This is a genomic window from Planococcus sp. TJ-302, from assembly GCF_058268455.1.
This window is the reverse complement of the sequence record NZ_JBZDOI010000001.1, coordinates 441,026-465,334: the sequence shown is the minus strand read 5'-3', so window position 1 is coordinate 465,334 and position 24,309 is coordinate 441,026. Positions and strand designations below refer to the sequence as shown.

Below are 24,309 nucleotides of genomic sequence, written 5' to 3'. Positions count from 1 at the left end.
GTATAATTCAATGCTTTTAAATTAGTATTACAATACTTATTTAATTCCATTTCTATTTACTCCTTTGCCTCGCGTACAACTTTACTCAATTCATTGGATTCCCCCCAAATTCCACTCAGCAATGGAAACTCCCTTAACACGCTTCCACAGCCATCTTTTCATCTGACGTGTGCTCATGCATATACTCCACAAACATCTAGCAATTCAATATAGTAGTCTGTACTTTATATGATCGTTTACCAAGAAATTTTGAAATCCTTATTGAATTCAAACGAGGTTAAATAAAAAAGGTAGAGAATTTTAGAATTCTCTACCTAGCTTTCACACTATTAAATTATTGATTTTTTACAGGATGATAATAGACATGCTCCGGATAATCTGTGATGATTCCATCTACATTTAAATCGAATAGACGTAAAGCTTGTTCTTGTGATCTTGAAGTGTATGGGTAAATGTCCATCCCCGCTTCATGAACATCACTAACTAACTCATTCGTCACAATGTTCATCGTTGGATTGAAATAATCCGCATAAGCAGCAAATTGGGCTAATTGTTCTTCCGTTACATTTGCCCAAGCTCCACCTAATAGAACGCCATGAGCGAGATTCGGTAAAAGCTCTTTCGATTGTTTCATGGACTCGTGGTTAAAGGATTGTATGATGATTTTATTATTATTCGGTGTACTCATATTTCTTTCGATCAGTGCATCAGCAATTTTCGCTTCCACTCCTAGGTAAAGTTCTGGTGCCTTCAATTCGATTAAAATCCCAACTTTACCACGGAATTCATCTAATACTTCCTCAAAAGTAGGAACTTTCTCACCAGCATAGGCTTCACCAAACCAGCTTCCGGCATCTAACTGCCTAATTTCCTCTAACGTTAAATCTCCCACTTTGCCAGTTCCGTTTGTTGTGCGATCTACAGTGGTGTCATGAATAACGACAAGCTCTCCATCTTTTGTCATTTGCACATCAATTTCAATATAGTCTGCCTTCATTTCAACCCCTTTTTGAAAGGCTTCCATTGTATTCTCAGGCGCATGTCCAGAAGCCCCACGATGTGCGACGTTCACCATTTCTTGCTGTTCCTGTTTTGATATCGTCTTTGCTGCTTCTCCGTTTTCAGCAGCAAGTGCAGATCCAGTAAAGGATGTCAGCGCAAGGCTTGCTGCTAAAATTGTCATCATTCGTTTCAAAATATCCACTCCCTATGTATGTGATAACTCAAGTGTAAGCAATGAATATATTGTGGGTATTAATAGAGAGTTAAGAAAGGTTAAGTAAATGTAAATTAACGGAAATACTTAATTTCAATTATCTAAAATTACCATAATCCTCCTTTTCTCTTTGTATTTTAGCCAAACAAATTTAACTAACAAAAAACTTGCTGGAAATCCGACAAAAAAATCCATCAAATGCTTTTCACTTTGAAGACACTTCGTGAACAATAGAAGCCAAAAAATCGCAATGGCTAGAACTCTAAAGTGACAAGCAACTTAATAAACAAAACAAAAAAAGGACTTTGGTAAGTCCTTTTCATCTCAACTAGAAATATTTTATTTAGTTATTCGCTGCTTCCACCTGAAGAAAATGATTGTTCTGTTTTTCTTCTATTGCGGCTTTGTTTTCAATGAATGGTGTATGGTGTGGCCATTGGGCGTTTCGGCATTTCCGAAGTTATATCCGGCCCCTCAAGCAGTTGCCCGCCCATTCAAGCGGTACATGCTGACAATGAAAATTATGACGGTTACAAATGCCAGAACCGTAAGTAGAGGAGAATCGTCGAAAAGCTGAAAAAACAGCAGGAAAAACGCAGACATCGCAAACAGCACTGCACAACAGACTTTAACAAGCTGCATTTTATAGTAGAAACCGATTAATGACGCAACTCCTGTCGTAAATACAATTAGCCATAACATGACTTCACTTGGAATAAACTCCAGTGCAATCAGCATATTGAGTCCCACGAAAACCACCGATGCCAAAACGCCATCCCGGTGTTTGCGATAATGCGGCATCAACAAAAAAGCTATCATCAAGCTGCAGAAAAACACCGCCCAATACTGCACAAAAAAGATTGAGTCGAGTGTGAGCAACAAGAACGCTGTAACTATAACGAGCCCGCCGCCGCTAGTGCTCCAGCGCTTCCAACTCTGTAAAAATAAACCGAACAAGGCGAGCGTCAATAAACCGAAAAGCCATTCCGCTCCAAACGAGCGCTCTCCTACATAAATCAGCAAACCGCCGCAAAGCAAAGTTACAGCGTATAATAAAATTTGTTTCATCACTATACCCTCTTCATCTTACAAAATATGTATATGTCAGATTTTACGCCTTTTGTGCACGGTTGTCGGTATGTATTTGAACAAAGAAATATATTTTTCAGATTGCTTCGTCGCTATGGACAGAGTTAAGAAAGCTTTATGCACGACATTGGTTGGTGTGTTATGGGACATAAATATACTAAAAAGAGTTGTTTTCCGTATCCTTCACAGTACAATTAGTAATGAGGAGATGAATTCCATGTGGGAAGATTTTAAAAAGTTTGCGCTGAAGGGCAATGTGCTGGATTTGGCCATTGCGGTTGTTATCGGGACTGCTTTTGGTAAGATCATCACTTCGCTTGTTGAAGACATCATTATGCCAGCGGTCGGGATAATGCTTGGTGGTTTCAGCGTAGCTGACTGGACTTATACTTTTAATGGTGCAGAGCTGCGTTATGGTGCATTTGCCCAATCGATCATCGATTTCACGATTATCGCGTTTTCAATTTTTATGGTCATCCGCGTATTTACGACACTGAAGCGTAAACGAGATGTGCCGGCTGAAGAAGAATTACCGGTACTGGATAAAAAAGAAGAGCTGCTGATGGAAATCCGCGACTTGCTGGCTAAAGAAAAAAACGGCTTATAAGCCAAACCAAAAAAGCTGCCGCCCCCATTTGGGATCGACAGCTTTTTTGGTAGATTAACATTAGTCGAGTTGGCTCGCTAAATCATCAACAATCGTATCAATTGGCACATCCAGGTAGCCATCGTAAGTTTCAGCGATTTCACTGTTGCTATCCATCAAATAGAATGTCGTGCCGTGAACGACTTGGCTGCTGTTCGGGTCATCTTTGACAAATGCCTGGAAATTGTCTTTCGCGAACTCCGAGATTTCCGGCTGGGTATAGCCCGTCAGCAAATTCCATTTCGATTCATCGGGAACTGAATAGTTTGCCAAGTATTCCTGCATTTTCTCCGGCGTATCCCTTACCGGGTCTACGCTGAACGCAACAATCCGGTAGTCTTCAATGCCTTCGTCGATCAATTTTTCCTGGATCGAAGCCAAATTAAAAGTCATCGGCGGACATACGGTATCGCAATTGGTAAAGACAAAAGCAGCAAGCCACGGGTCGCCTTTAAGGCTGTCGTTTGTCACCGTTTCGCCGCGCTGGTTCGTATATGAGAAGTCTTCGATTTCTTTATTGCCGCAGGCCGACAATAACAGCAGCACTGCGATGGCCAAAAGAGCCATTCTTTTTTTCATGCGGTCTCCTCCGTCCTGTACCCTTCATTTTAGCGAATCCGCAGCAACGGTTCAATTGCCGGGCGCAGGACATTGCGGCAAATCCGTGACATCAGGAGACTTTCATCGTGATCAACGCATCATGAATCGCTACAAGTTTGGACTCCACCCGATGCATCAGATAAAACGACACAAATATCGGGAATCCCACTTCTTGGATCAATCGCATCCACTCATCCATCCTTCTCCCCCCGTTTCCATTAGAAAAGCTCTCCCTTGCAGGAGAGCTCATTCTGTTATGCTGTTTTAGACTTCGTAGTCAAAGACATTGCGTTCAACCATACGGGCCGCTTTCACAAGCGCCAGCGCCGAACCTTGCACGTGAAAAATGTTCTGCTCAATGATTGTCTGCATGCCGGCTTGGAGCTCCAGCTGCGTCAGATCTTCTCGCGGGTCTTCAACCGACAACGTCACGTCCTTGCCAGCCCCTGTCTCAAAAATCAATTCCAATGTTTTCGCCATATCCGTTTCCCCCTTTTAAATTATTAAGCGTAAATGTTCTGAGCCGTCTGCTTTTCCAGGAACATCAACGGCTTTGTGCCGAATCCTGTTAAGACCGTTACCGCTGCCAAAATTTCATTGGCTCCTGCTGCGTCTGTTACGTTGTGGTACGCTTTCACTTTCTTGACCGTTTTCCCTTCGCCATCCACGCCATTGTCTAACGTGCAACGGATGCTTGCGCTCTTGAATTCTCCTACTGCCATGTCAATCACCTCCTTTCATTCGCTATATAGACACAAATGCGAAAAGAGGACACCTTTTTAATGAATTTTTTCAGAAACCCTTCTATAATGGGATTAGGTAAGAATAAAAGAGGTGAACAAAGTGGCACTAGATGGCTGGTTTTTATGGTTTATCCTTTTTTGGGTCGTGGTGCTCGTCGGATTGTTTGCGATAGGCGGCTTCTTCATGTTCCGCAAATTCCTCAAGTCCATGCCGAAAAAAGATGGACTGTCGGATTTAAATTGGGAAGAATATTATGTCGACAAAACCATACATTTATGGGGCTCTGAAGAAAAAGCGTTGTTAAACGAATTGGTGCAGCCGGTTCCGGATCTGTTCCGGCCAGTGGCGAAACAAAAAATCGCCGGACGCATCGGACAAATCCTGCTGGATGAGAAAGCGAAATCGATCCAGCTCGAACACATTATCCGAGGCTATATCCTGGCAACACCAAAGCGCGACCACAAATTTCTGCGCAAAAAGCTAGCGGAAATGAAGATTGACGTTAACCCATACGAGCAATATTTCGAACGCTAAAAAAGCTGTTCCTCATCGAGGGACAGCTTTTTTGTTGCTCTTATTACCCTTTTCATTTCGCTGCAGGTGGACGCTTTCCGCGGGCCTGGCTTCAGTCAAAGTAATGTTCTAAATATCAAATCCAATTCTTTTATCAAAGAACATGAAAGATTCAATATTTGAAGTTTCTAGTTGATTCCTAGATATGGAGCAAAACAACGGAGACGCCTGCGGGAAAGCGAGACAGCCGAGACCCCGGAAGCACGCGTTAGCGGGCTGATGAGGCTTGGCGCTCGCCCGCGGCAAGCGTAGCTGTTTTGCGGAATATCGGCTATAAAAACACTAAAAAACGCTGTCCCTCTATTGAGGAACAGCGTTTTCCGTTTTGTCTTGCAGTTTCTTGAACTGGAAGAACATCGCGAAGCGCCACGGGACGATCATGCCGAATGCCAGGATCCAGAACATGCCGCCGAGTTCGCCGATGTCGATTGTCGCGCTCAAGATCACTTTGCCGATCAGGCGCACCAGCAGCAAGCCGATCAAGATGAAAACGAATGCCTTCGATTGCTTCAAATAGATATCGCCGTCACGCACTTCGAATTTCGATGTCCAGATGAGCACGGTTGAAAACAGCATGCCGACAAGCAACGCTTCGACAATCTGCATCGGTGCTACCCGGAAAAATGGGAAGATGAACATCAGCGCACCAGTCGACATAAACAACGGCGGCAAGATGATCTTTTTGGCTGAAGCCGGCTTTTTTGCCGATTTGGAGCGCACGAACATAGCTAGAACCCCCATGCCAGCTGCGCCGATCGTTGTGGCAATGAGCATCAGTTCAGGAGAAATCCATTCAAACATGCTGCCCCTCCTCTGCTTTATGCCTAATTTCTCTATGGAACGTTTCTTTCATTTTTTCCACCTGCTTAATTAATTAAAATCCTTGAAAGTCTCCGAAAAACGGGCTGAGGATACGTATAATATACGTCATTCCATCGAAGAATAGCAAGATGCCGACAGCAATCATGATGTAGCCACCCGCTTTCATGATTTTCTGGCTATTGCGACGCAGCCAGCCGGTCTGTGCGACAAAGAATGAAAGCACGAAGAACGGAATGCCGAATCCAAGAACGTATGCGAGCATATACCAAATGCCCGAACCTGGGTTGGTTGCTGCTAGTGCATAAATTGCCGCTGTAATCGGTCCGGTACAAGGCGTCCAGCCTGCCGCAAACGCAAGGCCGATAACGAATGTGCCTAAGAAACCACCTGGCCGGTTTTTGAAAGCAAATTTCCGGTCTTGCATCAAAAACTTCGGTGTAAAGATCCCAACGACGATCAGTCCGAAGATGACGATGAAAATCGCGCCCATCTGACGAATCAAATCATCGTAGCGCAAGAACCATTCGTAGAAGAAAGAAGTGCTGAATCCTAATGCGATGAAAATAGTTGAGAAGCCAAGCAAGAAAAAGAGCGTGTGGAACATGCCGCGCCGCTGCATCGTCTTTTTGTCATTCTTGATTTCATCCAGCGTCATTCCCGTAATATAGGATAAGAATGCTGGATACAAAGGCAATGTACACGGAGAGATGAAACTCAGAAATCCCGCGCCAAACGCCAGAAATAAATTGATATCGGTCCCCACAAAAGTCACTCCTTTGGTATCTCCCCCTATCTTACCAAATTTCCCAGTACTGCACTGCCCCTTTGCCTGTGACATCTTTGTGGACAATCAAGGGATGGCTCGCTGGTCGCTTTGTTTTTGTCTATTGTCCTGCGCTTTTTTGGTTTTTCTTGTTACGCTCTTTTTTTTATTTCATAAAACCTTATGTAGTTATATACATTTATTTTCTTCAAAGACCGGAGTCGGTTTTTGGCCGATTGTCCGGATTGTGTTAGACAAAGAAAATGGCGGCCGGAGCCGCCGTGTCATCTTTTCGCTGTTTCGACAATGCCGTTTTGCAGCAAATACATTTTATGGTAAAGCCCGCGTTGCGCCAGCAATTGCTGGTGCGTGCCCCGTTCGACGATTTCGCCGTGGTGCAGCACGAGAATCAAGTCTGCATCCTGGATTGTGCTTAAGCGGTGTGCAATTGCAATCGTCGTCCGCCCCAGGCGCATGCGCTCAAGACTTTGCTGGATCGCCACTTCGGTTTCGGTATCGATGTTCGCCGTCGCTTCATCGAGGACCAAGATTTTCGGGTCAGCCGCCATCGTCCGGGCGAATGCCACCAATTGGCGCTGCCCACTGGAGAACGTCGAACCGCGTTCTGTCACCTTCTGCAAAAAGCCGTCCGGCAATTTATTGATGAATTTATCGGCTTGGACAAATTGCGCCGCCGCCCGCACTTCCTCGTCGGTCATGGCGCTGTTGTGGAGTCGGATATTGCTTTCAATCGTGCCGTAAAACAAGAACGGGTCTTGCAGCACGAGACCAATTTTTTTGCGAAGCTCCCTTTCAGCGTATTCTTTTGCGGACTTGCCATCGATTAGAATGTCGCCATCCCTGAATTCGTAAAAGCGCAGCAGCAAATTGATGATCGAACTTTTCCCACTGCCTGTGTGGCCAACCAGCGCGACAGTCTGGCCCGGCAGCGCCTTGAACGAGATGTTCTTCAAGACGTCGGTTTGTCCGTCATAGGAAAATGTCACGTTGCGGAATTCGATTTCGCCTTTGCTGATTTCGCCCGCTGTCCCGGCCTGAGCTGGCACCAGATCTTCTTCATCAAGCAATGCGAAGACGCGTGACGCTGCGACAATCGCCTGCTGAAAAATCGACAGCCGCTGCATCACTTGGTTGATCGGTTCGAAAAAGCGGTCGATATAGGTCACGAACGCATAAATGACGCCGACTTCCACGGTGTTGGAGAATGACGTGATGCCGAAATAGCTGAGCACCATGATGAGCGCCAGCGCGTAGACCAAGTCAATCGCTGGGCGCAATAACAGCCCGTCGATTTTGATGTTGCGCTTGCCAGCCTGCCAGTGCTGGCTATTGATGTCGTTGAATTCATCCTGCAAACGAGATTCCTGGCCGAAAGCTTGGATCATGCCCATGCCTTGGATCGATTCGAACAGCTTGGCGTTCAATTGACCAAGCCTTTCGCGCAGGTCCTGGTAAAACACCGAGCTGTATTTGCGGTACAAGTAGATGATCCAACCAAGTAACGGCAGCAGCACGACGGTAATGAGCGCCAGGCGCCAATTGAGGATGAACATCGCGATATAGACGCCGACCACTAGGAATGCGCTTTGCAGAAAGCCGATGAGCACGCTGACGAACATTTCCTTGATCGCTTCGGTGTCATTCGTGACGCGCGACACGATGCTGCCTGCCGGTGTGCGGTCGAAATAGCGCATCCCAAGGTTCTGCACTTTCGTGAATACATCGATGCGCAGCTGCTGGATGATTTTCAGCGCTGCTTCCTGGAACTTCAATAATTGAAAATAACTGATGACGACATTTGACGCTTGGATAAAGACGTACGCTACTGCGAGCCCGACGACGGGTCCTGTTGGGAAATTCCCTGGCGTCAAATAGTCATCGATAAAAGTTTTGATGAGGAACGGCCCTAAGACGTCGCCAATGACCGTCAGGACGAGGAGCCCCATCGCCAACGCGACCATTTTCTTATGCGGCAGCAAGTAACCCAGCAGCCTTTTGAAAACGAGCCATTGGTCTTTTCCTGTCAATTCACGCTGCTTTTCCATTACGCTTCGCCTCCCATTTCGACGAGCGCTTCAAGCTGCTGCAGCTCATACATTTCGAAATAACGCCCTTTTTTCTTCATTAAACTTTCATGCGTACCGATTTCCGCAACCGTCCCTTCGTGCATCACCAGAATCTGATGGGCATGCTGGATGGCGCTCAACCGGTGGGACGTAATGATCGTCGTCTCGCCGGTGCGGGTTTTCTTCAGCGATTCCAATATCGCTTCTTCGGTTTTCGCGTCCACTGCAGACAGAGAATCGTCCAAGATGAGCAATTCCGGCTCCATCATCAGCGCACGGGCAATGGAAATCCGCTGCTTTTGTCCGCCTGACAGCGATACGCCCCGCTCTCCGACAACGGTGTCATAGCCGAACGTGAAGTTCAGGATGTCATCGTGGATATGCGCAAGCTTCGCCGCTTGGTGGATTTCTTCTATAGAAGCATCTGGACGGGCAAACGCGATATTGCCGGCCACTGTCGCTGAAAACAGGAAATGATCCTGCGGAACATAGCCGATCGCTTCGCGCAGCCGCTGCTTTTTATAGCGGTTGATAGATACGCCATCGAATGTGATGTCGCCTTCGTAATTGTCAAACTCCCGCAGCAACAAACGCAGGATTGCCGATTTTCCGGATCCTGTCTTGCCGGCGATGCCGAGCGTTTCGCCGCGCTTGATGGTGAAATGGATGTCCCGGAGCGCCGAGCGTTCATCGCCAGTGAACTGGAACTTCTGGAGTGAGAACTCGATATCGCCTGTCGGCCGCCGGTCAATGGCATCTTCGCGGTCATCGATTTCAGCGGGCTGCGCCAGCAGCTCACGGATGCGGTCATATGAAGCGCGCCCGCGTTCGACAATATTAAAAAGCCATCCGAACGCCAGCATTGGCCAGACGAGCAAACCGAGATAAGCGGTAAAGGCGATCAAATCGCCGATTGTCATCTCGCCGCCGACCACGAAATACGAACCGAAACCGATTGCCAGCAAGTAACAGACGCCGATGATGGCCGAAATTGTCGGATCGAACAGCGAGTCGACTTTCGCCACACGGATGTTTTCATCCACTACTTCGCCGGACAGCCGCTTGAAATCTTCGATGTCTTGCTTCTCTTGGCCGAAGGTCTTGATCACTTTCATGCCGGATATGCTTTCCTGTGTCTTGTCGTTGAGCCCGGAAAAAGAAGCTTGTGCTCCGTGGAAACGCTCGTGCATCATTTTGCCGTAATAATTGGTCATATATGCCATAAACGGCAGCGGCAGCAAAACGATCAGCGTCAGTTTCCAGCTGATTGTCAGCGCCATGGCGGCAATGACGAAGCCGCCTGTCGCAATCGAATCGACAAGCGTCAATACGCCTGCGCCGGCCGTTAGCTGCACCGCCTGCAAATCATTCGTCGCGTGCGCCATCAAATCTCCGACGCGGCGCTTCTGGTAGAACGAAGGCGACATCCGCGTGAAATGGTGGAACAAGTTCTCGCGCAAATCACGCGCCAGGATGACCGCCGAACCGAATATCATCAGCCTCCAAGCATAGCGCAGAACGTACATGCCGAGCGCCGCTGCCGCGAGCACACCAAGCCACTTTCCTAGAAAACTTGCCGTCAAGGTGCCGCGGCTAATCTCATCGACGATAAAACCGATGATGCGCGGCGGCAGAACACCGAGGAATGCCACAATCAGCAGCATGAAAATGCCAATAGCGTATTGCTTTTTCCGTTCCTTGAAAAACCAGCCCAACTCCAAAAATACGCGCATGTTCTTTTCCCCTTGCTGTAATGTATGTATTGTATGTATTCAATCTTTTTCATTCTAGCAAAAATCATTCAGCAAGAGGAGAAAATAATTCGGTTTTTGAAATAAATCAGCCTTCTGGCGTAAAGGGATTGCCGTCCGCCTTGTGGCCGCCGATCAGCTTCGCGCGTTCCCGTGCAGTGCCCGCTTCCGTGTACGAAACCGCGCGCAGCACTGCTGTTGATCCGTATTTCTGGCGCAGCTGATCCATCGCAGCACCTAAGCGCCGTGTCTGCCATTTGCGCTGTTCGAATAAGCTCAGCTGCATCGACGTTTCGTCTTCCAGTTTGCCGAGTGTGATGGACAAACGGCGGACCGGGCGCCCGATATAGAATTTCTCTAGCAGCGCCCGGCACGCGCCATACAATTTTAGCGTGTCGTTCGTCGCTTCTTCCATTGTCAGTGCCCGGTTGAAGCCGCCGCCGAACGCATGCTTGCTGTAGCCGACGGCGAGCGTCACCGTGCGGCCGGCCTTGCCGGCGGTGCGGGCGCGCATCGCCACGTCTTCCGCCATTTCCAGCAGCACCGCGGAAATCTCTTCGACTGTCGTGTAATCGCGGTACAAAATCTGCCCTTTGCCATAACTGACCTGCCCTTCCACGAGCGGCGCGCCGAGTTCCGACAAATCGATGCCCCAGGCATGATGGTAGAGTTGGTTCCCGACAATGCCGAACACGTCTTCAAGTTCCGTAAGCTCCGCACGCGCCAAATCGCCGACCGAAAAGATGCCCATGCCGTTCAATGTATTTTCCATACGCGAGCCGATGCCCCACATCTTGCTGAGCGGCGCGACTGGCCAGAGCTTCGCCTCTACGTCTTCGAACGTCCAATGCGCAAAGCCTGTCTTTTTCGCTTCGAGGTCGAGCGCCAGCTTCGCCAACAGCATATTCGGTCCCATGCCGATCGCCGACGGCAGCGAAAACTGCCGGATGATGTCGTCCTGAATGCGCGCAATAAGCGTCTCCGGCGTCCCCCATAACTTTTCCGTACCGGTGAGGTTGACGAAGCTTTCATCAACGCTGTAGACATGGATCGCTTCCGTCGGCACATATTGCGCCAAAAGCTTGGTGATTTCCATCGACACTTTCAGGAAAAAGCCCATCTTCGGCTCGATTTTTTGGATGCGCGGGTCGTCCGGAATCTCGAACAACCGTGTGCCCGTGCGCACCCCGAAATCCCTTTTCAACACCGGCGACGCCGCAAGCACCACGCTGCCACGCCGTTCCTGGTTGCCGATCACCGCGATGCACGCCGTCATCGGATCCAGCCCGAGGTCGACTGCTGCACAGCTCGCATAAAAGCTGCGCATATCAATGCAAATAATCGGCCGCCGCTCCATCTCTTCATACATGTGAACCCCTTCTTCCTCATCGCTCGCTGCCATTATCTTCAGCATATACGAACACTTGTTCTTAATCAATAACCGTTTTGCCCGCAACGTAAACACCGCATGGTTTTTATCACAACCGCAAATGGACATCAAAAAAAACAGGATACGGCATGATTTAGCCGTGTCCTGCAAGTGTGTTAAGGAAGTTATAGTAGGTGACTGAGTATCCTGCAAACCAGCAAGCTCAAACCCGGTCGAATTCTTGCGTGCGGATCGTTTCGGAGCGGTAAGCCGGGAAAAACTCCGGTTCCCCTCCAGCCTCCAGCCGACCACATAATTCGTGGTAGACCGCTCGGTTCCATATTCTCCTGCCGGTGTAAAATTTAAAAGCGGTTTGTCGGCCGAACTGCTTTTTGAATAGATACAGGCTGTCGTCCGAGCTGTTCGACCGGCCTCCGCCGCCGTGGATCAATGCCACATCGTGCTCGATTCCCCATAAAGCCAGCGCATAATTCAACACCGATGCGGCCGACAGGTGATTGAACTCTGCAAGCGTGCCAGATAAATGCGTATGCGCCAGTTTTCCGTAAATGAAATTCAGCCCCGCGCCAATGACTTGCCCGCCATAGAGCACTTCAACCAATAACACGTTGCCGCCTAACAATGCCATCAAGTCTTCGAAATAATCATCGCCGAAATAGTAAAACGAATGGGCTTGATTGCGTTCCATTGTCGCGTAATAAATGCGTTTGAACGCACTGAGGTCCTGCGGATTCAATACGGTGCGGTATTCGACGCCGGACTTCAGCGCCTGGCGGATGTTCTTGCGCGTCGATTTGGAGAATTCCAAGTCGATGGACGCCTCGGCGTCTTCCAGGTTCGTTCCCACGGTATCGCGCAAGTACACGACGTCGTAGCACGCCAGAAAGTCTTGTGCATTTTGGAGCACCGGATGGAAGCGTACGAATTCGCTAACAACATCGTTGTCGGCGCAATAACGCTGAAACGCTCTTTCAAACGCCTGCACCAGTTCTGCCTTTTTGCCTGCCGCGCAATGCAGGATTTGTGGACCGCCGTAGCCGTATGGCGTCACAAGATCATAATATTGCCGTCCAGAAAACGGCACGGGGATTTCACGCTTGATGAACGAATGCCGGATCGCACCAGACTCATGCAGAAATTCAAACACCTCAAAGTGCCCTGCTTCAATTTTTTCGAATAAACGTCCGTAGCGTTCGTCAAAGTAGATGTCTGCCATATTATAACCCCGCTTCTCTCGTCATTTGTCTGGATTTCCGCTGTGCGCGCCCATATAAGCAATTTTTTGATGCCGGGCGTCTCGCTTTTTTCCATTCTACAAGCCCTAAGTGAAAATTGAATGAAAATTCTATCTTCAAATAGAATTTTTCATTCTTTTCCAGTTGGGCTGGACAAACGGCGGCAAGAGCGAAATAATAATGGGACATATGTCCTTTTTAGCTTTGCGGATAAGCTTTATAGTAAAGAAAAAAGGAGCGTGAAAGCCATGAAAGGCATTTTATTCGCATTGGCAGGCGGTTTTTTCCTGACCTTCCAAAGTGTTGCGAACGCCGCCATCAGCAATGGAATCGGCACATGGCAAGCAGCGACAATGACGCAGTTCACTGGATTCGTCCTGGCGCTAGCAATTGTCTTAGCGCTGAAAGATCGCTCGTACCGGAATTTGCCGCAGGTGCCGCCGCTTTATGCATCCGGAGGGATGTTAGCGGCAATCGTGCTGTTCAGCAATATGACAGCGGTCCACCGCATGGGCGTCACACTGACGATCGGATTATTTTTGATTGCACAGCTCATTACCGCTGTACTGATCGACACAAAAGGCTGGTTGGATATGCCGAAAAAGAATATCGGCCGTAGTCAGATCCTCGGCGTTGCGCTGATGATTGCAGGTGTTATTGTCTTGAAATGGTAAAGGGGGTGACAGGATGGAAAAACAAGTGATAGCAGGTTATCTGACGAAATTCGGGCTCGACACCATGTTTCCGGAGCGCGTCCAAGCGGCGATGCGGCTCGAAACGTTCGCAAGCGGCAGCCGGCTTTTTTCACAAGGCGAAGAAGCCTGGGCACTGTATTTGCTGGCCGAAGGAAAGTTAAAAATTTCTATGTTGTCGCCTGAAGGCAAACGACTCATTTTGGCATTCAAATCCCCTTTCGATTTTGTCGGGGATATCGAATACGTGCGGAAATGCCGGCTGATCAATACCGTCGAAACCGTCACCGCGACGACCGTCATCTGCATTCCCTACGGTGTGCTGGAGAGTGAAATGGCCGGCAACACCGAATGGCTGCAGTTTTTGCTTGAATCCATCACCCGTAAATTCGAAATCAAATCGCATGCCATGAATTTCAACCTGCTTTACACGGTGGATGTGCGGGTTGCGAGTTATTTACTGGCAATGACGCCAAATCAATCGACGCTCGATTCCACTTCACTCGTCGACATGGCCGATTTGATCGGCACGAGCTACCGGCATTTAAACCGGGTCTTGAAGCATTTCGAAGAACAAGGATGGCTTGTAAAAAAACGCGGCAAAATCACTATAACCGACCGCAGCGCCCTGCTTGCACAGACGGGGCAGAACATTTACGAATAGGAGGAAATCGAATGGCTATCGGCATTTTGCTGGCTTTACTCGGCGGCACGTTCGTGTGCCTTCAAAACATTTTCAACGCAAACGTCAAAAAGAAAGTCAGCGTTTGGTCGACGACTGCCCTTGTGCTGCTTCTCGGCTTTGCCGCGTCGTTGGCAGCGGGACTCGCTTTTGAAGGCACAGCGCTTTTCGAGTTCCAAGCTGAGCCCTGGTTTTGGTTCAGCGGCATCATTGGCGTAGGCGTCGTCGCCTGCGTCACGCAAGGCGTGCAGAACTTAGGGCCGAGTGCCGCCATTTCGCTTGTCATGGTATCCCAGATTTTCTTCGGACTCATGTGGGACACGCTCGGCTGGTTCGGCCTTGAGCAAGTTCCGTTCACGAGGCAATCGCTTGCTGCGCTTGTATTAATCGGCAGCGGCGCTTTGCTGTTCCAACTCGGGTCGAAACCCGAAACCGTGCACGCCGATTCTCCTGAAAGGGCCCAAGCGCACCGTGCATGAAAAACGGTTCCTGAACCCATAAAAAGGCGTCTTAAAAGCTAAGCTTTTAAGACGCCTTTTGTTTAGGCTTTAAAACGGATCAATCGAAAACTTTACATCGTGCTGACATCAATAACGAAACGATACTTCACATCGGAAGCCAAAACGCGGTCATAGGCTTCGTCAATGCGGTCGGCCGAAATCACTTCAATCATCGGTGCAATATTATGTTTTGCACAGAAATCCAGCATCTCCTGCGTTTCCTGGATGCCTCCGATCAGAGATCCTGCAAATGAACGGCGATGGCCGATCAAATTCATCACACTGACGGGCAGAGGTTCTGCAGGCGCACCGACGTTTACCAATGTGCCGTTAAGCGCAATCAGCCCTAAATAATCATCCAAATTGATTTTTGCACTGACCGTATTGATGATCAAATCAAACTTCCCGGCAAGTTTCTTAAATGTTTCCGGATCGCTTGTCGCATAGTACTCGTCCGCACCCAATGCCATTCCGTCTTCCTTTTTCTTTAAGGACTGGGATAATACGGTCACTTCAGCTCCCATGGCATGCGCAATTTGGACAGCCATGTGGCCAAGTCCACCCATCCCGACAACCGCTACTTTCTTGCCGGGACCTGCATTCCAATGATTCAATGGAGAAAATGTTGTAATTCCTGCACAAAGCAGCGGTGCTGCAGCGTCAAGCTCGATGCTGTCCGGAATTCCAAGAACAAAGTCCTCGACTACAACAATATGGCTTGAATAGCCGCCTTGGGTCGGTTCACCGTATTTATCAACACCTGCGTAGGTAGGCACCATGCCATTGTGGCAATATTGCTCTTCCCCACGTTCGCAATTATCACATTCGCCGCACGAATCAACCATACAGCCGACCCCAACACGGTCGCCCACTTTATATTTCGAGACCTCTGGCCCCACTTCTGTGACAATACCTGCAATTTCATGGCCGGGTACGAGCGGATAATTCACTTCGCCCCATTCACCGTGTGCGGTATGGATGTCTGAATGGCAGATGCCTGCAAAATGGATTTCAATCAGAACATCATGTGTATCAAGATCGCGGCGCTGGATTTCAGTCGCCTGAAACGATTTTTTTGGACCGTCAACAGCCCGTGCTTTAGCAGTATACATAGAAAAACCTCCAAGAGTTTGTAGTTTTCAAGAGAATTGATTTATCGCGCAAAAAGGAAATGAACTTATTCTTTAGCTCTATTCACCTCTTCGCATCTTTTCCCCTTGCAAGCCAATCGTAACCCTTAGAGTTAACTCTAGGGCAAGCGATAAGATCATTTTACTGAAATGAATTGCTATATAAGTAGAACAAAAGAAAGTATTTTATATACTCGCTTCGGACGCTTTGGGCATGGCTCTCGCAATGAGTCGAGAAGAACACTCGTCTCATAGCTAAAACCCTTCTGCTTCTGTCTCTACATCGCTGCGCTTGCTTCGAGACATGAAAGTGCGTTGCATCGCTACGCTTGCTTCGAAGCAAAGGAAATGGCCCAAATTCCATTTGGCCATCTCCTTGCCTAGCCCTTTGACGCGCCTCCGCTAAGATATCTCTCGATATGGAGCAAAACAGCGGAGAAAACCATACTGCTCCTGTCTCTGTCCCTGCAACGCTTCGCTAGCTTCGGGACATGAAAAACCGTTGCATCGCTGCGCTAGCTTCGAGACATTAAAGTGCGTTGCAGCGCTCTGCGCTTCGTCGCAAAGACTTGCCCTCGCAGGCTTCGGGTAAGTCTTGCCTGCGGGGCAGCGTAGCGACGAGACAGACGAGACCCCGCAGGGAATGAATGGGCAAAGTCATTTGCCCATTCATTTGCGACGAAGCTAGCGAAGCGATGCAGGAGCACAAGGTTTTCGAAGCGATCGAGGAGGCTTGGCGCTCGCCCGCGGCAAAAAACATATGCTCCTACAGCACTTCGTGCTTCGTCGCAAAGGTATCTCCCCAATTCTTGGGTCGATACCTTCGCAGCTGTTTCGCGGAATATCGAAACTTATAAAATTTATGTTTAATTTATAATAGAAGCCTTTTGACATTCCAAAAATACCGTGATAAGCTTTTCGCATTTCATCGAGTTCGCTCGAGGTTTAGATTAGCATAAGGAGGAACAACAGCATGAGCACTTATTCGATCAGTGAAGTGGCGAAAGAATTGAATCTTTCGGTATATGCTTTGCGCTATTACGATAAAGAGGGGCTGATGCCTTTTATCGAACGGACTGAAAGCGGTACCCGCTTGTTTAAAGAATCGGATATCGCAGCTTTAAAAATCATTGAATGCCTGAAAGCGACTGGCATGCCCATCAAAGAAATCAAACATTTCATCGATTGGTGTTCTGATGGAGATTCCACGCTTCAAAACCGTTTTAATATGTTTATGGAACGAAAAGCGATTGTCAACGCGCAGATGGACGAACTAAAGAAAACATTGGAAGTCATCGAGCATAAATGCCTGTATTACCAGAGGGCTCTAGATGCCGGAACGGAAGACATCCACAAAACCGATAAAATAGAAATTTCATAAGGGATTTAAAACCACCTGCCTTCCATCTTCACGGATGAAATGCAGGTGGTTTTTTTAGAATTGTCACTGCTGCATGCTGTCTTTCACCGCATTCAGTAAAAGAATGTCTTGTTTCTCCCTTTAAAGCCACGCAGATGGAACTTCATCGCCAATACCAAATGAAGATGTTCTTCTTTGATTGATAGGTATAAGTTAAGAATATTAAAATCAGTATGTTTTTCTTCTCTGCTATAATGACTTTAGTTCAATTTTTTAACAGGATGTGTAATCGATTTAGTTTATATTTGCCAAAGGGGGATTATTAACGATGAAGTACTTGTCAGAAAAAATAGGGCCGGATATTTTAGCTTCAACCGCACTTTTTGATTTGGTTAAAGATTCGATTTTTTTGATGCAGAAAGATCATGATTCTTTCCGTTATGTCTACGTAAATCCATCTGCCTTAGCTCTTTTGCCGCACGACGAGATCATTGGAAAGCGAATTGAAGAAGTGTTTCTGCCAGAACCCAGCCTAAAACTGATTCATCAATACCAAAAAGTACAAACAACTCAAAAACCCATGGAATTTACTGAAATAATTGAAACCGTGGACAATGAATTCATCGGGGAAACCATACTTAATCCGATACTGGCAAACGACGGCCAATGCCTCTACATACTAGCAATCGTAAGAGACGTTACAGAAAGAGAACGCAAAAACCAGGAACTTCAAAAGGCTCAAAAAAACTTAACTGAAGCAAACGACCAACTTGAAGTATTCTGGGAAAACTCAACCGATCCTATTTTTTCTATTGATACGGCAGGTGATATTTTAAAAGTGAATCCTGCTTTTGAAGAAATCTTTGAATTCAAAGAAGAAGAAATGATCAGTGGAGCAGGCACTATCATTCCTAAGCATATGAAATCGGATCAAATCGATATTGTCGAGAGAATTATGCACGGAAAAAAGGTGAGTTCCTACGAAACAATCCGTGTAACCAAAACAGGAAAGCCGTTAAATATTATTTCCTCGTATTCTCCCGTACGCAATGGACACAAAGAAATTATCGGCGCGACCATCATATACAAAGATGTAACGAAACTTAAAAAAGCCCAAAAAGAGCTTCAAAAAAGTCAGGAAAAATACAAAATCATTACAGAAAGTACCTTTGATATTATTACTTTGATTAACTTATCGGGCCAAATCGAATACGTCTCCCCTGCAAACGAAAAAATTCTAGGATATCCCGCTCATACGCATATCGGCAACCCATATACTGTAAATGTGCATCCGGAAGATGCGTTCGATTTGATGGAAAGCATTACTTCTCTCATTGAAGGTAGAGAGCCGCGAATTGTAGAAATTCGCTTTTTGCATGAAGAGGGGCATTATATTTGGATGGAAGTTTCCCCTACCCCCATCTTAGTGGACGGCGAAGTGAAACAATTATTTACGATTGCCAGAGATATTACAGAGCGCAGAAGGCTGCAGGAGAAAATTGCGAAAATGGCTTTTTACGACCATTTATCTGGAATACCCAATCGCCGGACTTTTGATGATAAGCTGATTAAGGCCATTCATCAAGCAGAATCTTCTGGCAAAAAAGTAGCCATTTTAATGCTCGACGGACGCAAGTTCAAAAAAATCAACGATCAATACGGCCACGATGCAGGAGATGCTGTTATCAAGGAAATGGCCCAACGGCTTCAGGCGTGTGTACGGCCTATCGATACAGCCGCACGGTTAGGCGGCGATGAAATGGGAGTTGTCTTACCTGAGCTTGATTCAATAGAAATGGCCGAAAACATAGCAAAACGAATTTTAAAATCGTATGAAGAGCCTTTAAGCTTTAATGGGTTTGACATTCAGATGGGCGCTGGGATTGGCATCTCCCTTTATCCAGACGATACGACAAATGAAAAACAATTGATAAAGTACGCGGACATGGCCCTATATGAAGCAAAAAAAGCGGATCATGACGAATACAAAATTTATAAGCAGGATGAAGGATTCAATACTTCGCTTTAAATGTCTATCCACAATCTAATAGGTTCATTAATTTGAAAAACCGAGAGAAAACCAATAAAAGGCTTTCTCTCGGTTTTTTTATGCTGTTTAGTTCTGAGAATTCTTTCCAAGGATATGAATTCAACAATTTACATATATCAAGTTTTTTCAATACCAATGCATCATAAACCTACTTGATTGGACTAACACTATTAGTCGCATATGCATTAAACTATGAGTGAAAGCAAGAGAACATATCGACTAAAGTGATAGATTTCTTTTATAACCAGTAGAATCATGTTTAGAAAAGGGCAAGTTATGTTGCATCTTCATTTATTCAACGGTTTGTTATTAAGTTACTACTGAGGCTAGTTGGATATTTAGATTAAAGTTAATTAGAGAATTCGTATGCCATCCAAAAAATACGCTGTTAAAAACCAACGTTATATTCTTATGGAGAGTAGGGATAATAATGAAAACTAAAAAAAAGTTTAGGTTTTGGATGATTATGAGAAACATTTCATTGATTATAGTGGCAGCACTTGTATTTCTTTTCGTTTTGGATAAGGTGATGACCGCAAATGAGCAAAAAAAGTACCCAGCAATTGGGCAGTTAGTTGAAGTGGATGGCAAGAATATGCACGTTTATACAAAGGGTGATGGTGAGAATACTATTGTCTTGTTAGGTGGATTGGGTACGGCTGCACCTGCTCTGGATTTTGAACCTTTGATTAATGAGATGGCAAAGAATAATAAAATTGTTGTTGTAGAGCTTTTTGGATATGGCTGGAGTGATTCAACTGATAAGGAACGAACGGTGGAAAACATAGTTGCGGAAATCAGAATTGCGCTTAAAAGAGCAAACATAGAGGGGCCTTATATCTTAATGCCACACTCCATTTCTGGCATTTATAGTATGTATTATGCCAACGAATATTCAGATGAAGTCAAAGCGGTTATCGCAATTGATCCCACATTGCCAGGATTTAATCATTCTCCCCATACAGAGCCGAACGTTACTGATTCCGAAGCAATGCCTCAATTTCATCTAGCACCAACCGGGATTGCACGATTGGCGTTTTTGCTGGCTCCAGATGTATTCTTTTCTTCAGCCGAGGAAGGGATTTATTCCGAAGAAAATATAAAGATGACCAAAGCGATTTCTGTTTGGAATTCATTTAACAAAAATGTAGCGAATGAAACAGCGAATATTCATCATAATATCGATAAAACGATCGATATGAAATTCCCGTCTGAAATGCCTGTAATGATTTTTACTCCGAAAGTGGAAAACATAGACGAAGATGGACAATCTAAAATAACTTTTTATGAAACACTTTTACGCAACGGATCTTCAAATGAACTTATAATGTTGGAAGGAACTCATTATCTTCATGGGACTCGTTACAAAGAGATGAGCGAATATGTGAATGAATTCATAGCGACGCATGTGAGTGATTAAATAGAACAATTGTATTTCTGCTTATTTAATTTCGTTTGTACAACGATACTGGTTTTTCGGACCCGGTTCATCCCAGTTATTCCGTCCATTTATCATCTCCCATGATGCGGTCTACAATGTGCTCTGCTTCCCTACCGCAGCAATCTACATTCTACACATTCTTATTCATATCGATAAGTGCTGTGTAAGTATACTAAGATTTCTCTGCGCCGTAATCATTAAACGTCTCTAACAATTTTTCCAGCTTTGCTTCAATGTCTTTTTCAAGAGTGAATTTTTCTCTATCATATAATCCTCCTATACTTCTTCGTGAACTACCGGAATAATGCCACAAATAAATGCTGTCCGCATAAAAATCTTCGTCATATTTAGGACCAAGATAATCGATTGCTATTTGGGATCGATATTCTTTTTCTAAGCAATCAAGCATGGTAATTTCTTCTGATTCAGTTCCATCTATATCTCTTGCAACCCAAATTCTTAAATTAGTTTTGTTTTCACATTCAAATCTTTGCTTATATTTCACTGTTAAATGATTGCTCAAAATTTCTGCGGAAATTTCCAAATCCATGATTTCTTCCTTAACCTCTTCAATGAGCTGATCGTCGGTAATCGATAAATATTTTTCATCTTCACTTACTAATTTTTTCAACAATCTTTTAGCTTTTCTTTGTTTCAAACTCATGCACCCTTTCTTGAGAACTTTAAGCTAGAGAAAAAGCGAATAAAATGCAGCTCTCCCGGCACGCATATGTACTAGTGTATACTAATAGTAAAAAGGGAGGTTCAGAATTGATTATACTCCGCAGACTTACCTGCAGGCGACCAGCCTTTCCTGGCTAATACTTACTGTCAGCACAATCATACTGATTGCATTCAGTACGTTCATGCTGCCTGTCATAGAGCCGTCAACTTTTACCAGATATTCAGATGCATTGTGGTTCACCATGACGACTATCCTGACTGTCGGTTACGGCGACCTTTATCCTGCCACCGGTGCAGGAAGAATTTTTACAGCTGTTTTTTTATACATAATCGGCATCGGCTTGTTTGCGTCATTCATCGGAAAGGCGATCGAAAGCCTATCGTTACATAAAAAACGGGAAGAAAGAGGTGAGTTGATGTTCAAGGGACAAAACCATATCATCATCATCGATTGGTCGTATAAAGCTGAAAATGCGATAGCGGAGATACTGAAGCAAGATGAACAAATCGAAGTTGTTGTGATTGATCGGATTGAAAAAGCAAAAGAGATCAATACCAGAATTCACTATGTCAGAGGAAATGCCACGCACGAAAAAGTACTGCAGCAGGCAAATGTACAAGGAGCCAAAGCGGTTCTCATTTTTGCAGATGACCGGATTGATGATCAGATGCTGACTGATGGAAAATCGCTGCTGATTGCCACAGCTGTAGAAAGAATGTCTCCAGGTGTTTATACGACCGTGGAAATTGAACGGGAGGAACATATCCCGAGTTTCTCGCACATTAAGGTGGATAAATTTATCATGTCCAACGGAACGATAGCGAAAATGGCCGTAAACTCCATCTTTTCTGAAGCGAAATAAGCTTGAGGAACAAAACGCGGCTGTCCTATAAGTCCTTAAAATAAAACCGGCGGCGGAAAGGATTTCTTTTTCGCCGTCGGTTTTTTGATGTGAGATTGGATTAGATTTCGGTCTGCCGCTTCGGGGTAGGAATGCTCTATATCAACTTTCAGTTTGCAAATTTTTTTAAGTTGCTTTATGGCCACTAATCTCTCCAGTAATTATTAGCTGCAGCTACTGTTTGAAAATTAATAGCCACAACTTGGGAAGCAAGAGTTAGGCTATCTGCGTTATTTGCATATACTGGACGTAATTTTTTGCGTACATTTTCATCTGGTTGAGTCATTCCTACAGCTTTACGTGCTAACTTAAGGGCTAAGTTGTATCCTTCCTCGGGCGTATCTGTCTTTAGGGTTGGCAACCAAGATTCTTCACTCATATAATTCCCTCCTATAATTTCTATAATTATCTTTTGTAAAACGGCCAATCTATTCTTCTGCAAGCACGACATATACCGTCATTGATGCAGCTCCTGTATTTTTAATAGAGATTGTTTGCTGGGAATTACAGTGAATGATATCCCCCTCTTGAATAGCAGAATTGACGTCATCCAAAGAACATATTCCTTTTCCTTCGATAACAAACACGTAGGCATTTTTATGAGGATGCCCATGCTGAGGAATCACTTGCCCTGGGAGAAAGTTAAACACGATGGCCTTGCTTTTTAGTTCATTGAAAACAATTTGTTTTGCCATCTTTTCTTTATCATATGTTTGCAGATCCTGCAGTTTTTTACCGCCATGATTTTTTGCTCCATTCTTCTTCATAATTTTAGAGTGTCCGTCTTTTTCAATCTTTATGCCTAATCAACCATCCTGTCACTTCCAAAGAAGTTACGAAACATTTGAACGGTCGTATCGCGGTTCATCGACGAGATGGATGTTGTCAAAGGGATGCCTTTCGGACAAGACTCCACGCAATTTTGGGCCATCCCGCATAATTGGATTCCGCCTGGCCCCATCAGCAAATTCAAGCGCTCGTCTTTATTCATGGAACCCGTGGGATGCGCATTCATCAAACGCACTTGTGAGATGGGGGCAGCCCCGATAAAATCGGTTTTGTCATTGACATTCGGGCATGCTTCTAAGCAGACTCCGCATGTCATGCATTTGGACAATTCGTATGCCCATTGGCGTTTGCGTTCCGGCATGCGCGGACCTTCTCTTAAATCATGAGTTCCATCAATCTGAATCCAAGCCTTCAGCTTTTTCAAGGTATCGAACATGGAACTGCGGTCAATGATCAAATCACGGACAACCGGAAATGTTTTCATCGGCTGCAACCGAATAGGCTGTTCCAGCTGATCGACCAATGCTGTACATGATTGGCGCGCTTTGCCATTGATGACCATAGAGCATGCCCCGCATACTTCCTCCAGGCAGTTCATATCCCATGCAACCGGCGTGGTTTTTTCGCCTTCCATATTGACAGGGTTGCGGCGGATTTCCATCAATGCCGAGATGACATTCATGTTCGGACGATATGCTAATTCGAACTTTTCCAAATACGAATCTCCATCTGGAGCATTTCGGCGTTCGATTTCAAAAATTACCGTTTTTGCTGCTTCTCCCACAATAAATCAATCCCCTCTTTCGTGAATATAAGAACAAATATCATTTACAGTGTAAAGAAACTCTTCTTTGCCGCGAACCTCTTAAAATTTCCATTAAATATAAATCAATACATCCTTATAGTAACATTTATATCTGAATATTCCGAAAATAATTTATAGCTAATTATAAGTAGCTTTCTTTCCCTAGAAAAGGTTAGTTTTTTAAATGGACATCTTTAAATTGGGGAAAATATTTTATTCTTAAGACCACCTCTCCACTTAATATAAACCATGACTGCTGCAGAGACCTTGATGTGAATCAAGAAAACTTCATCCTAACCAAACCATTTATACGCTGTGATACACAAAAACGCCTAACTATTAAAAAAGTTAGGCATTT

The 24,309-nt window shown here is 45.5% G+C and carries 26 protein-coding genes; 9 read left to right on the top strand and 17 right to left on the bottom strand.

Translation table 11 applies throughout. The features are described from left to right. Positions 1-334 precede the first annotated feature (334 nt). Positions 335-1,195, bottom strand: coding sequence for a glycerophosphodiester phosphodiesterase (locus tag AC4EHB_RS02410; RefSeq protein ID WP_490980561.1), 861 nt, complete (start codon positions 1,193-1,195; stop codon positions 335-337). 495 nt (positions 1,196-1,690) lie between these two features. Next, complete coding sequence (locus tag AC4EHB_RS02405) at positions 1,691-2,284, bottom strand: hypothetical protein (RefSeq protein ID WP_490980560.1); 594 nt, start codon at positions 2,282-2,284, stop codon at positions 1,691-1,693. Between the two features lie 238 nt (positions 2,285-2,522). Between AC4EHB_RS02405 and mscL the strand changes: the two genes are divergently transcribed. Then, the gene (gene mscL / locus AC4EHB_RS02400; RefSeq protein WP_490980559.1) at positions 2,523-2,912 is read left to right on the top strand and encodes a large conductance mechanosensitive channel protein MscL; all 390 of its coding nucleotides are present in this window, start codon (positions 2,523-2,525) and stop codon (positions 2,910-2,912) included. A gap of 60 nt (positions 2,913-2,972) precedes the next feature. On the opposite strand, the gene AC4EHB_RS02395 is transcribed toward mscL, so the two are convergent. From AC4EHB_RS02395 to AC4EHB_RS02380, 4 genes are all read right to left on the bottom strand, one after another. Continuing rightward, positions 2,973-3,530 carry an SCO family protein gene (locus AC4EHB_RS02395; RefSeq protein WP_490980558.1) on the bottom strand — a complete coding sequence of 186 codons (558 nt, stop codon included), beginning with the start codon at positions 3,528-3,530 and terminating at the stop codon, positions 2,973-2,975. A 91-nt stretch (positions 3,531-3,621) separates the two neighbouring features. Next, entirely contained in the window at positions 3,622-3,750 is a 129-nt protein-coding gene (locus AC4EHB_RS02390) for a YvrJ family protein (protein ID WP_135503621.1), read from the bottom strand. 65 nt (positions 3,751-3,815) lie between these two features. Continuing rightward, positions 3,816-4,031, bottom strand: coding sequence for a DUF2922 domain-containing protein (locus AC4EHB_RS02385; RefSeq protein WP_490980557.1), 216 nt, complete (start codon positions 4,029-4,031; stop codon positions 3,816-3,818). Positions 4,032-4,054: 23 nt separating this feature from the next. Next, a complete protein-coding gene (locus AC4EHB_RS02380; protein WP_290213931.1) occupies positions 4,055-4,273 on the bottom strand; it encodes a DUF1659 domain-containing protein in 219 nt (72 codons plus the stop codon). Between the two features lie 121 nt (positions 4,274-4,394). Here AC4EHB_RS02380 and AC4EHB_RS02375 point away from each other — a divergent pair, with 121 nt between their 5' ends. Then, positions 4,395-4,829, top strand: coding sequence for a DUF2621 family protein (locus AC4EHB_RS02375; protein WP_490975605.1), 435 nt, complete (start codon positions 4,395-4,397; stop codon positions 4,827-4,829). 339 nt (positions 4,830-5,168) lie between these two features. On the opposite strand, the gene AC4EHB_RS02370 is transcribed toward AC4EHB_RS02375, so the two are convergent. The 6 genes from AC4EHB_RS02370 to AC4EHB_RS02345 form a co-directional block, all read right to left on the bottom strand. Beyond that, a complete protein-coding gene (locus tag AC4EHB_RS02370) occupies positions 5,169-5,669 on the bottom strand; it encodes a CcdC family protein (protein WP_490973980.1) in 501 nt (166 codons plus the stop codon). A 73-nt stretch (positions 5,670-5,742) separates the two neighbouring features. Beyond that, entirely contained in the window at positions 5,743-6,453 is a 711-nt protein-coding gene (locus tag AC4EHB_RS02365) for a cytochrome c biogenesis CcdA family protein (protein WP_135504905.1), read from the bottom strand. 284 nt (positions 6,454-6,737) lie between these two features. Continuing rightward, positions 6,738-8,519, bottom strand: a complete 1,782-nt coding sequence (locus tag AC4EHB_RS02360; protein ID WP_490980556.1) for an ABC transporter ATP-binding protein — start codon at positions 8,517-8,519, stop codon at positions 6,738-6,740. Further along, positions 8,519-10,273, bottom strand: coding sequence for an ABC transporter transmembrane domain-containing protein (locus AC4EHB_RS02355; protein ID WP_490980555.1), 1,755 nt, complete (start codon positions 10,271-10,273; stop codon positions 8,519-8,521). The genes AC4EHB_RS02360 and AC4EHB_RS02355 overlap by 1 nt, the downstream gene beginning before the upstream one ends. Before the next feature lie 106 nt (positions 10,274-10,379). Then, entirely contained in the window at positions 10,380-11,660 is a 1,281-nt protein-coding gene (locus AC4EHB_RS02350; RefSeq protein WP_490981482.1) for a Y-family DNA polymerase, read from the bottom strand. 223 nt (positions 11,661-11,883) lie between these two features. Then, the gene (locus AC4EHB_RS02345) at positions 11,884-12,897 is read right to left on the bottom strand and encodes a GNAT family N-acetyltransferase (RefSeq protein ID WP_490980554.1); all 1,014 of its coding nucleotides are present in this window, start codon (positions 12,895-12,897) and stop codon (positions 11,884-11,886) included. Between the two features lie 267 nt (positions 12,898-13,164). Between AC4EHB_RS02345 and AC4EHB_RS02340 the strand changes: the two genes are divergently transcribed. From AC4EHB_RS02340 to AC4EHB_RS02330, 3 genes are read left to right on the top strand one after another with little or no spacing between them, the layout of a single operon-like run. Then, positions 13,165-13,590: a DMT family transporter gene (locus AC4EHB_RS02340; RefSeq protein WP_490973976.1), complete on the top strand. Its 426-nt coding sequence runs from the start codon at positions 13,165-13,167 to the stop codon at positions 13,588-13,590. A gap of 13 nt (positions 13,591-13,603) precedes the next feature. Then, the gene (locus AC4EHB_RS02335) at positions 13,604-14,272 is read left to right on the top strand and encodes a Crp/Fnr family transcriptional regulator (protein ID WP_490980553.1); all 669 of its coding nucleotides are present in this window, start codon (positions 13,604-13,606) and stop codon (positions 14,270-14,272) included. Positions 14,273-14,283: 11 nt separating this feature from the next. Continuing rightward, a complete protein-coding gene (locus AC4EHB_RS02330) occupies positions 14,284-14,769 on the top strand; it encodes a DMT family transporter (RefSeq protein ID WP_490980552.1) in 486 nt (161 codons plus the stop codon). 92 nt (positions 14,770-14,861) lie between these two features. On the opposite strand, the gene AC4EHB_RS02325 is transcribed toward AC4EHB_RS02330, so the two are convergent. Next, positions 14,862-15,902: an NAD(P)-dependent alcohol dehydrogenase gene (locus tag AC4EHB_RS02325; protein WP_490980551.1), complete on the bottom strand. Its 1,041-nt coding sequence runs from the start codon at positions 15,900-15,902 to the stop codon at positions 14,862-14,864. A gap of 991 nt (positions 15,903-16,893) precedes the next feature. On the opposite strand from AC4EHB_RS02325, the gene AC4EHB_RS02320 reads away from it, so the two are divergent. The 3 genes from AC4EHB_RS02320 to AC4EHB_RS02310 all read left to right on the top strand — a co-directional run bounded on the left by AC4EHB_RS02320 (position 16,894) and on the right by AC4EHB_RS02310 (position 20,750). Next, on the top strand, positions 16,894-17,301 hold the full coding sequence (locus tag AC4EHB_RS02320; RefSeq protein WP_490980550.1) for a MerR family transcriptional regulator: 408 nt from the start codon (positions 16,894-16,896) through the stop codon (positions 17,299-17,301). Positions 17,302-17,608: 307 nt separating this feature from the next. Continuing rightward, a complete protein-coding gene (locus AC4EHB_RS02315; RefSeq protein ID WP_490973971.1) occupies positions 17,609-19,309 on the top strand; it encodes a PAS domain S-box protein in 1,701 nt (566 codons plus the stop codon). A 451-nt stretch (positions 19,310-19,760) separates the two neighbouring features. Next, on the top strand, positions 19,761-20,750 hold the full coding sequence (locus AC4EHB_RS02310) for an alpha/beta fold hydrolase (RefSeq protein ID WP_490973970.1): 990 nt from the start codon (positions 19,761-19,763) through the stop codon (positions 20,748-20,750). A gap of 193 nt (positions 20,751-20,943) precedes the next feature. Here AC4EHB_RS02310 and AC4EHB_RS02305 read toward each other — a convergent pair whose 3' ends face one another. After that, the gene (locus tag AC4EHB_RS02305) at positions 20,944-21,429 is read right to left on the bottom strand and encodes a hypothetical protein (protein ID WP_490980549.1); all 486 of its coding nucleotides are present in this window, start codon (positions 21,427-21,429) and stop codon (positions 20,944-20,946) included. Positions 21,430-21,541: 112 nt separating this feature from the next. Here AC4EHB_RS02305 and AC4EHB_RS02300 point away from each other — a divergent pair, with 112 nt between their 5' ends. Beyond that, positions 21,542-22,318, top strand: coding sequence for an ion channel (locus tag AC4EHB_RS02300; protein ID WP_490981481.1), 777 nt, complete (start codon positions 21,542-21,544; stop codon positions 22,316-22,318). Positions 22,319-22,502: 184 nt separating this feature from the next. On the opposite strand, the gene AC4EHB_RS02295 is transcribed toward AC4EHB_RS02300, so the two are convergent. The 3 genes from AC4EHB_RS02295 to sdhB are packed head-to-tail and all read right to left on the bottom strand — an operon-like array spanning position 22,503 to position 23,930. Continuing rightward, entirely contained in the window at positions 22,503-22,736 is a 234-nt protein-coding gene (locus AC4EHB_RS02295) for a hexameric tyrosine-coordinated heme protein (protein WP_490973967.1), read from the bottom strand. 49 nt (positions 22,737-22,785) lie between these two features. Then, entirely contained in the window at positions 22,786-23,124 is a 339-nt protein-coding gene (locus tag AC4EHB_RS02290; protein ID WP_490980548.1) for a cupin domain-containing protein, read from the bottom strand. Positions 23,125-23,159: 35 nt separating this feature from the next. Next, a complete protein-coding gene (gene sdhB / locus AC4EHB_RS02285; RefSeq protein WP_490980547.1) occupies positions 23,160-23,930 on the bottom strand; it encodes a succinate dehydrogenase iron-sulfur subunit in 771 nt (256 codons plus the stop codon). Positions 23,931-24,309: the final 379 nt, after the last annotated feature.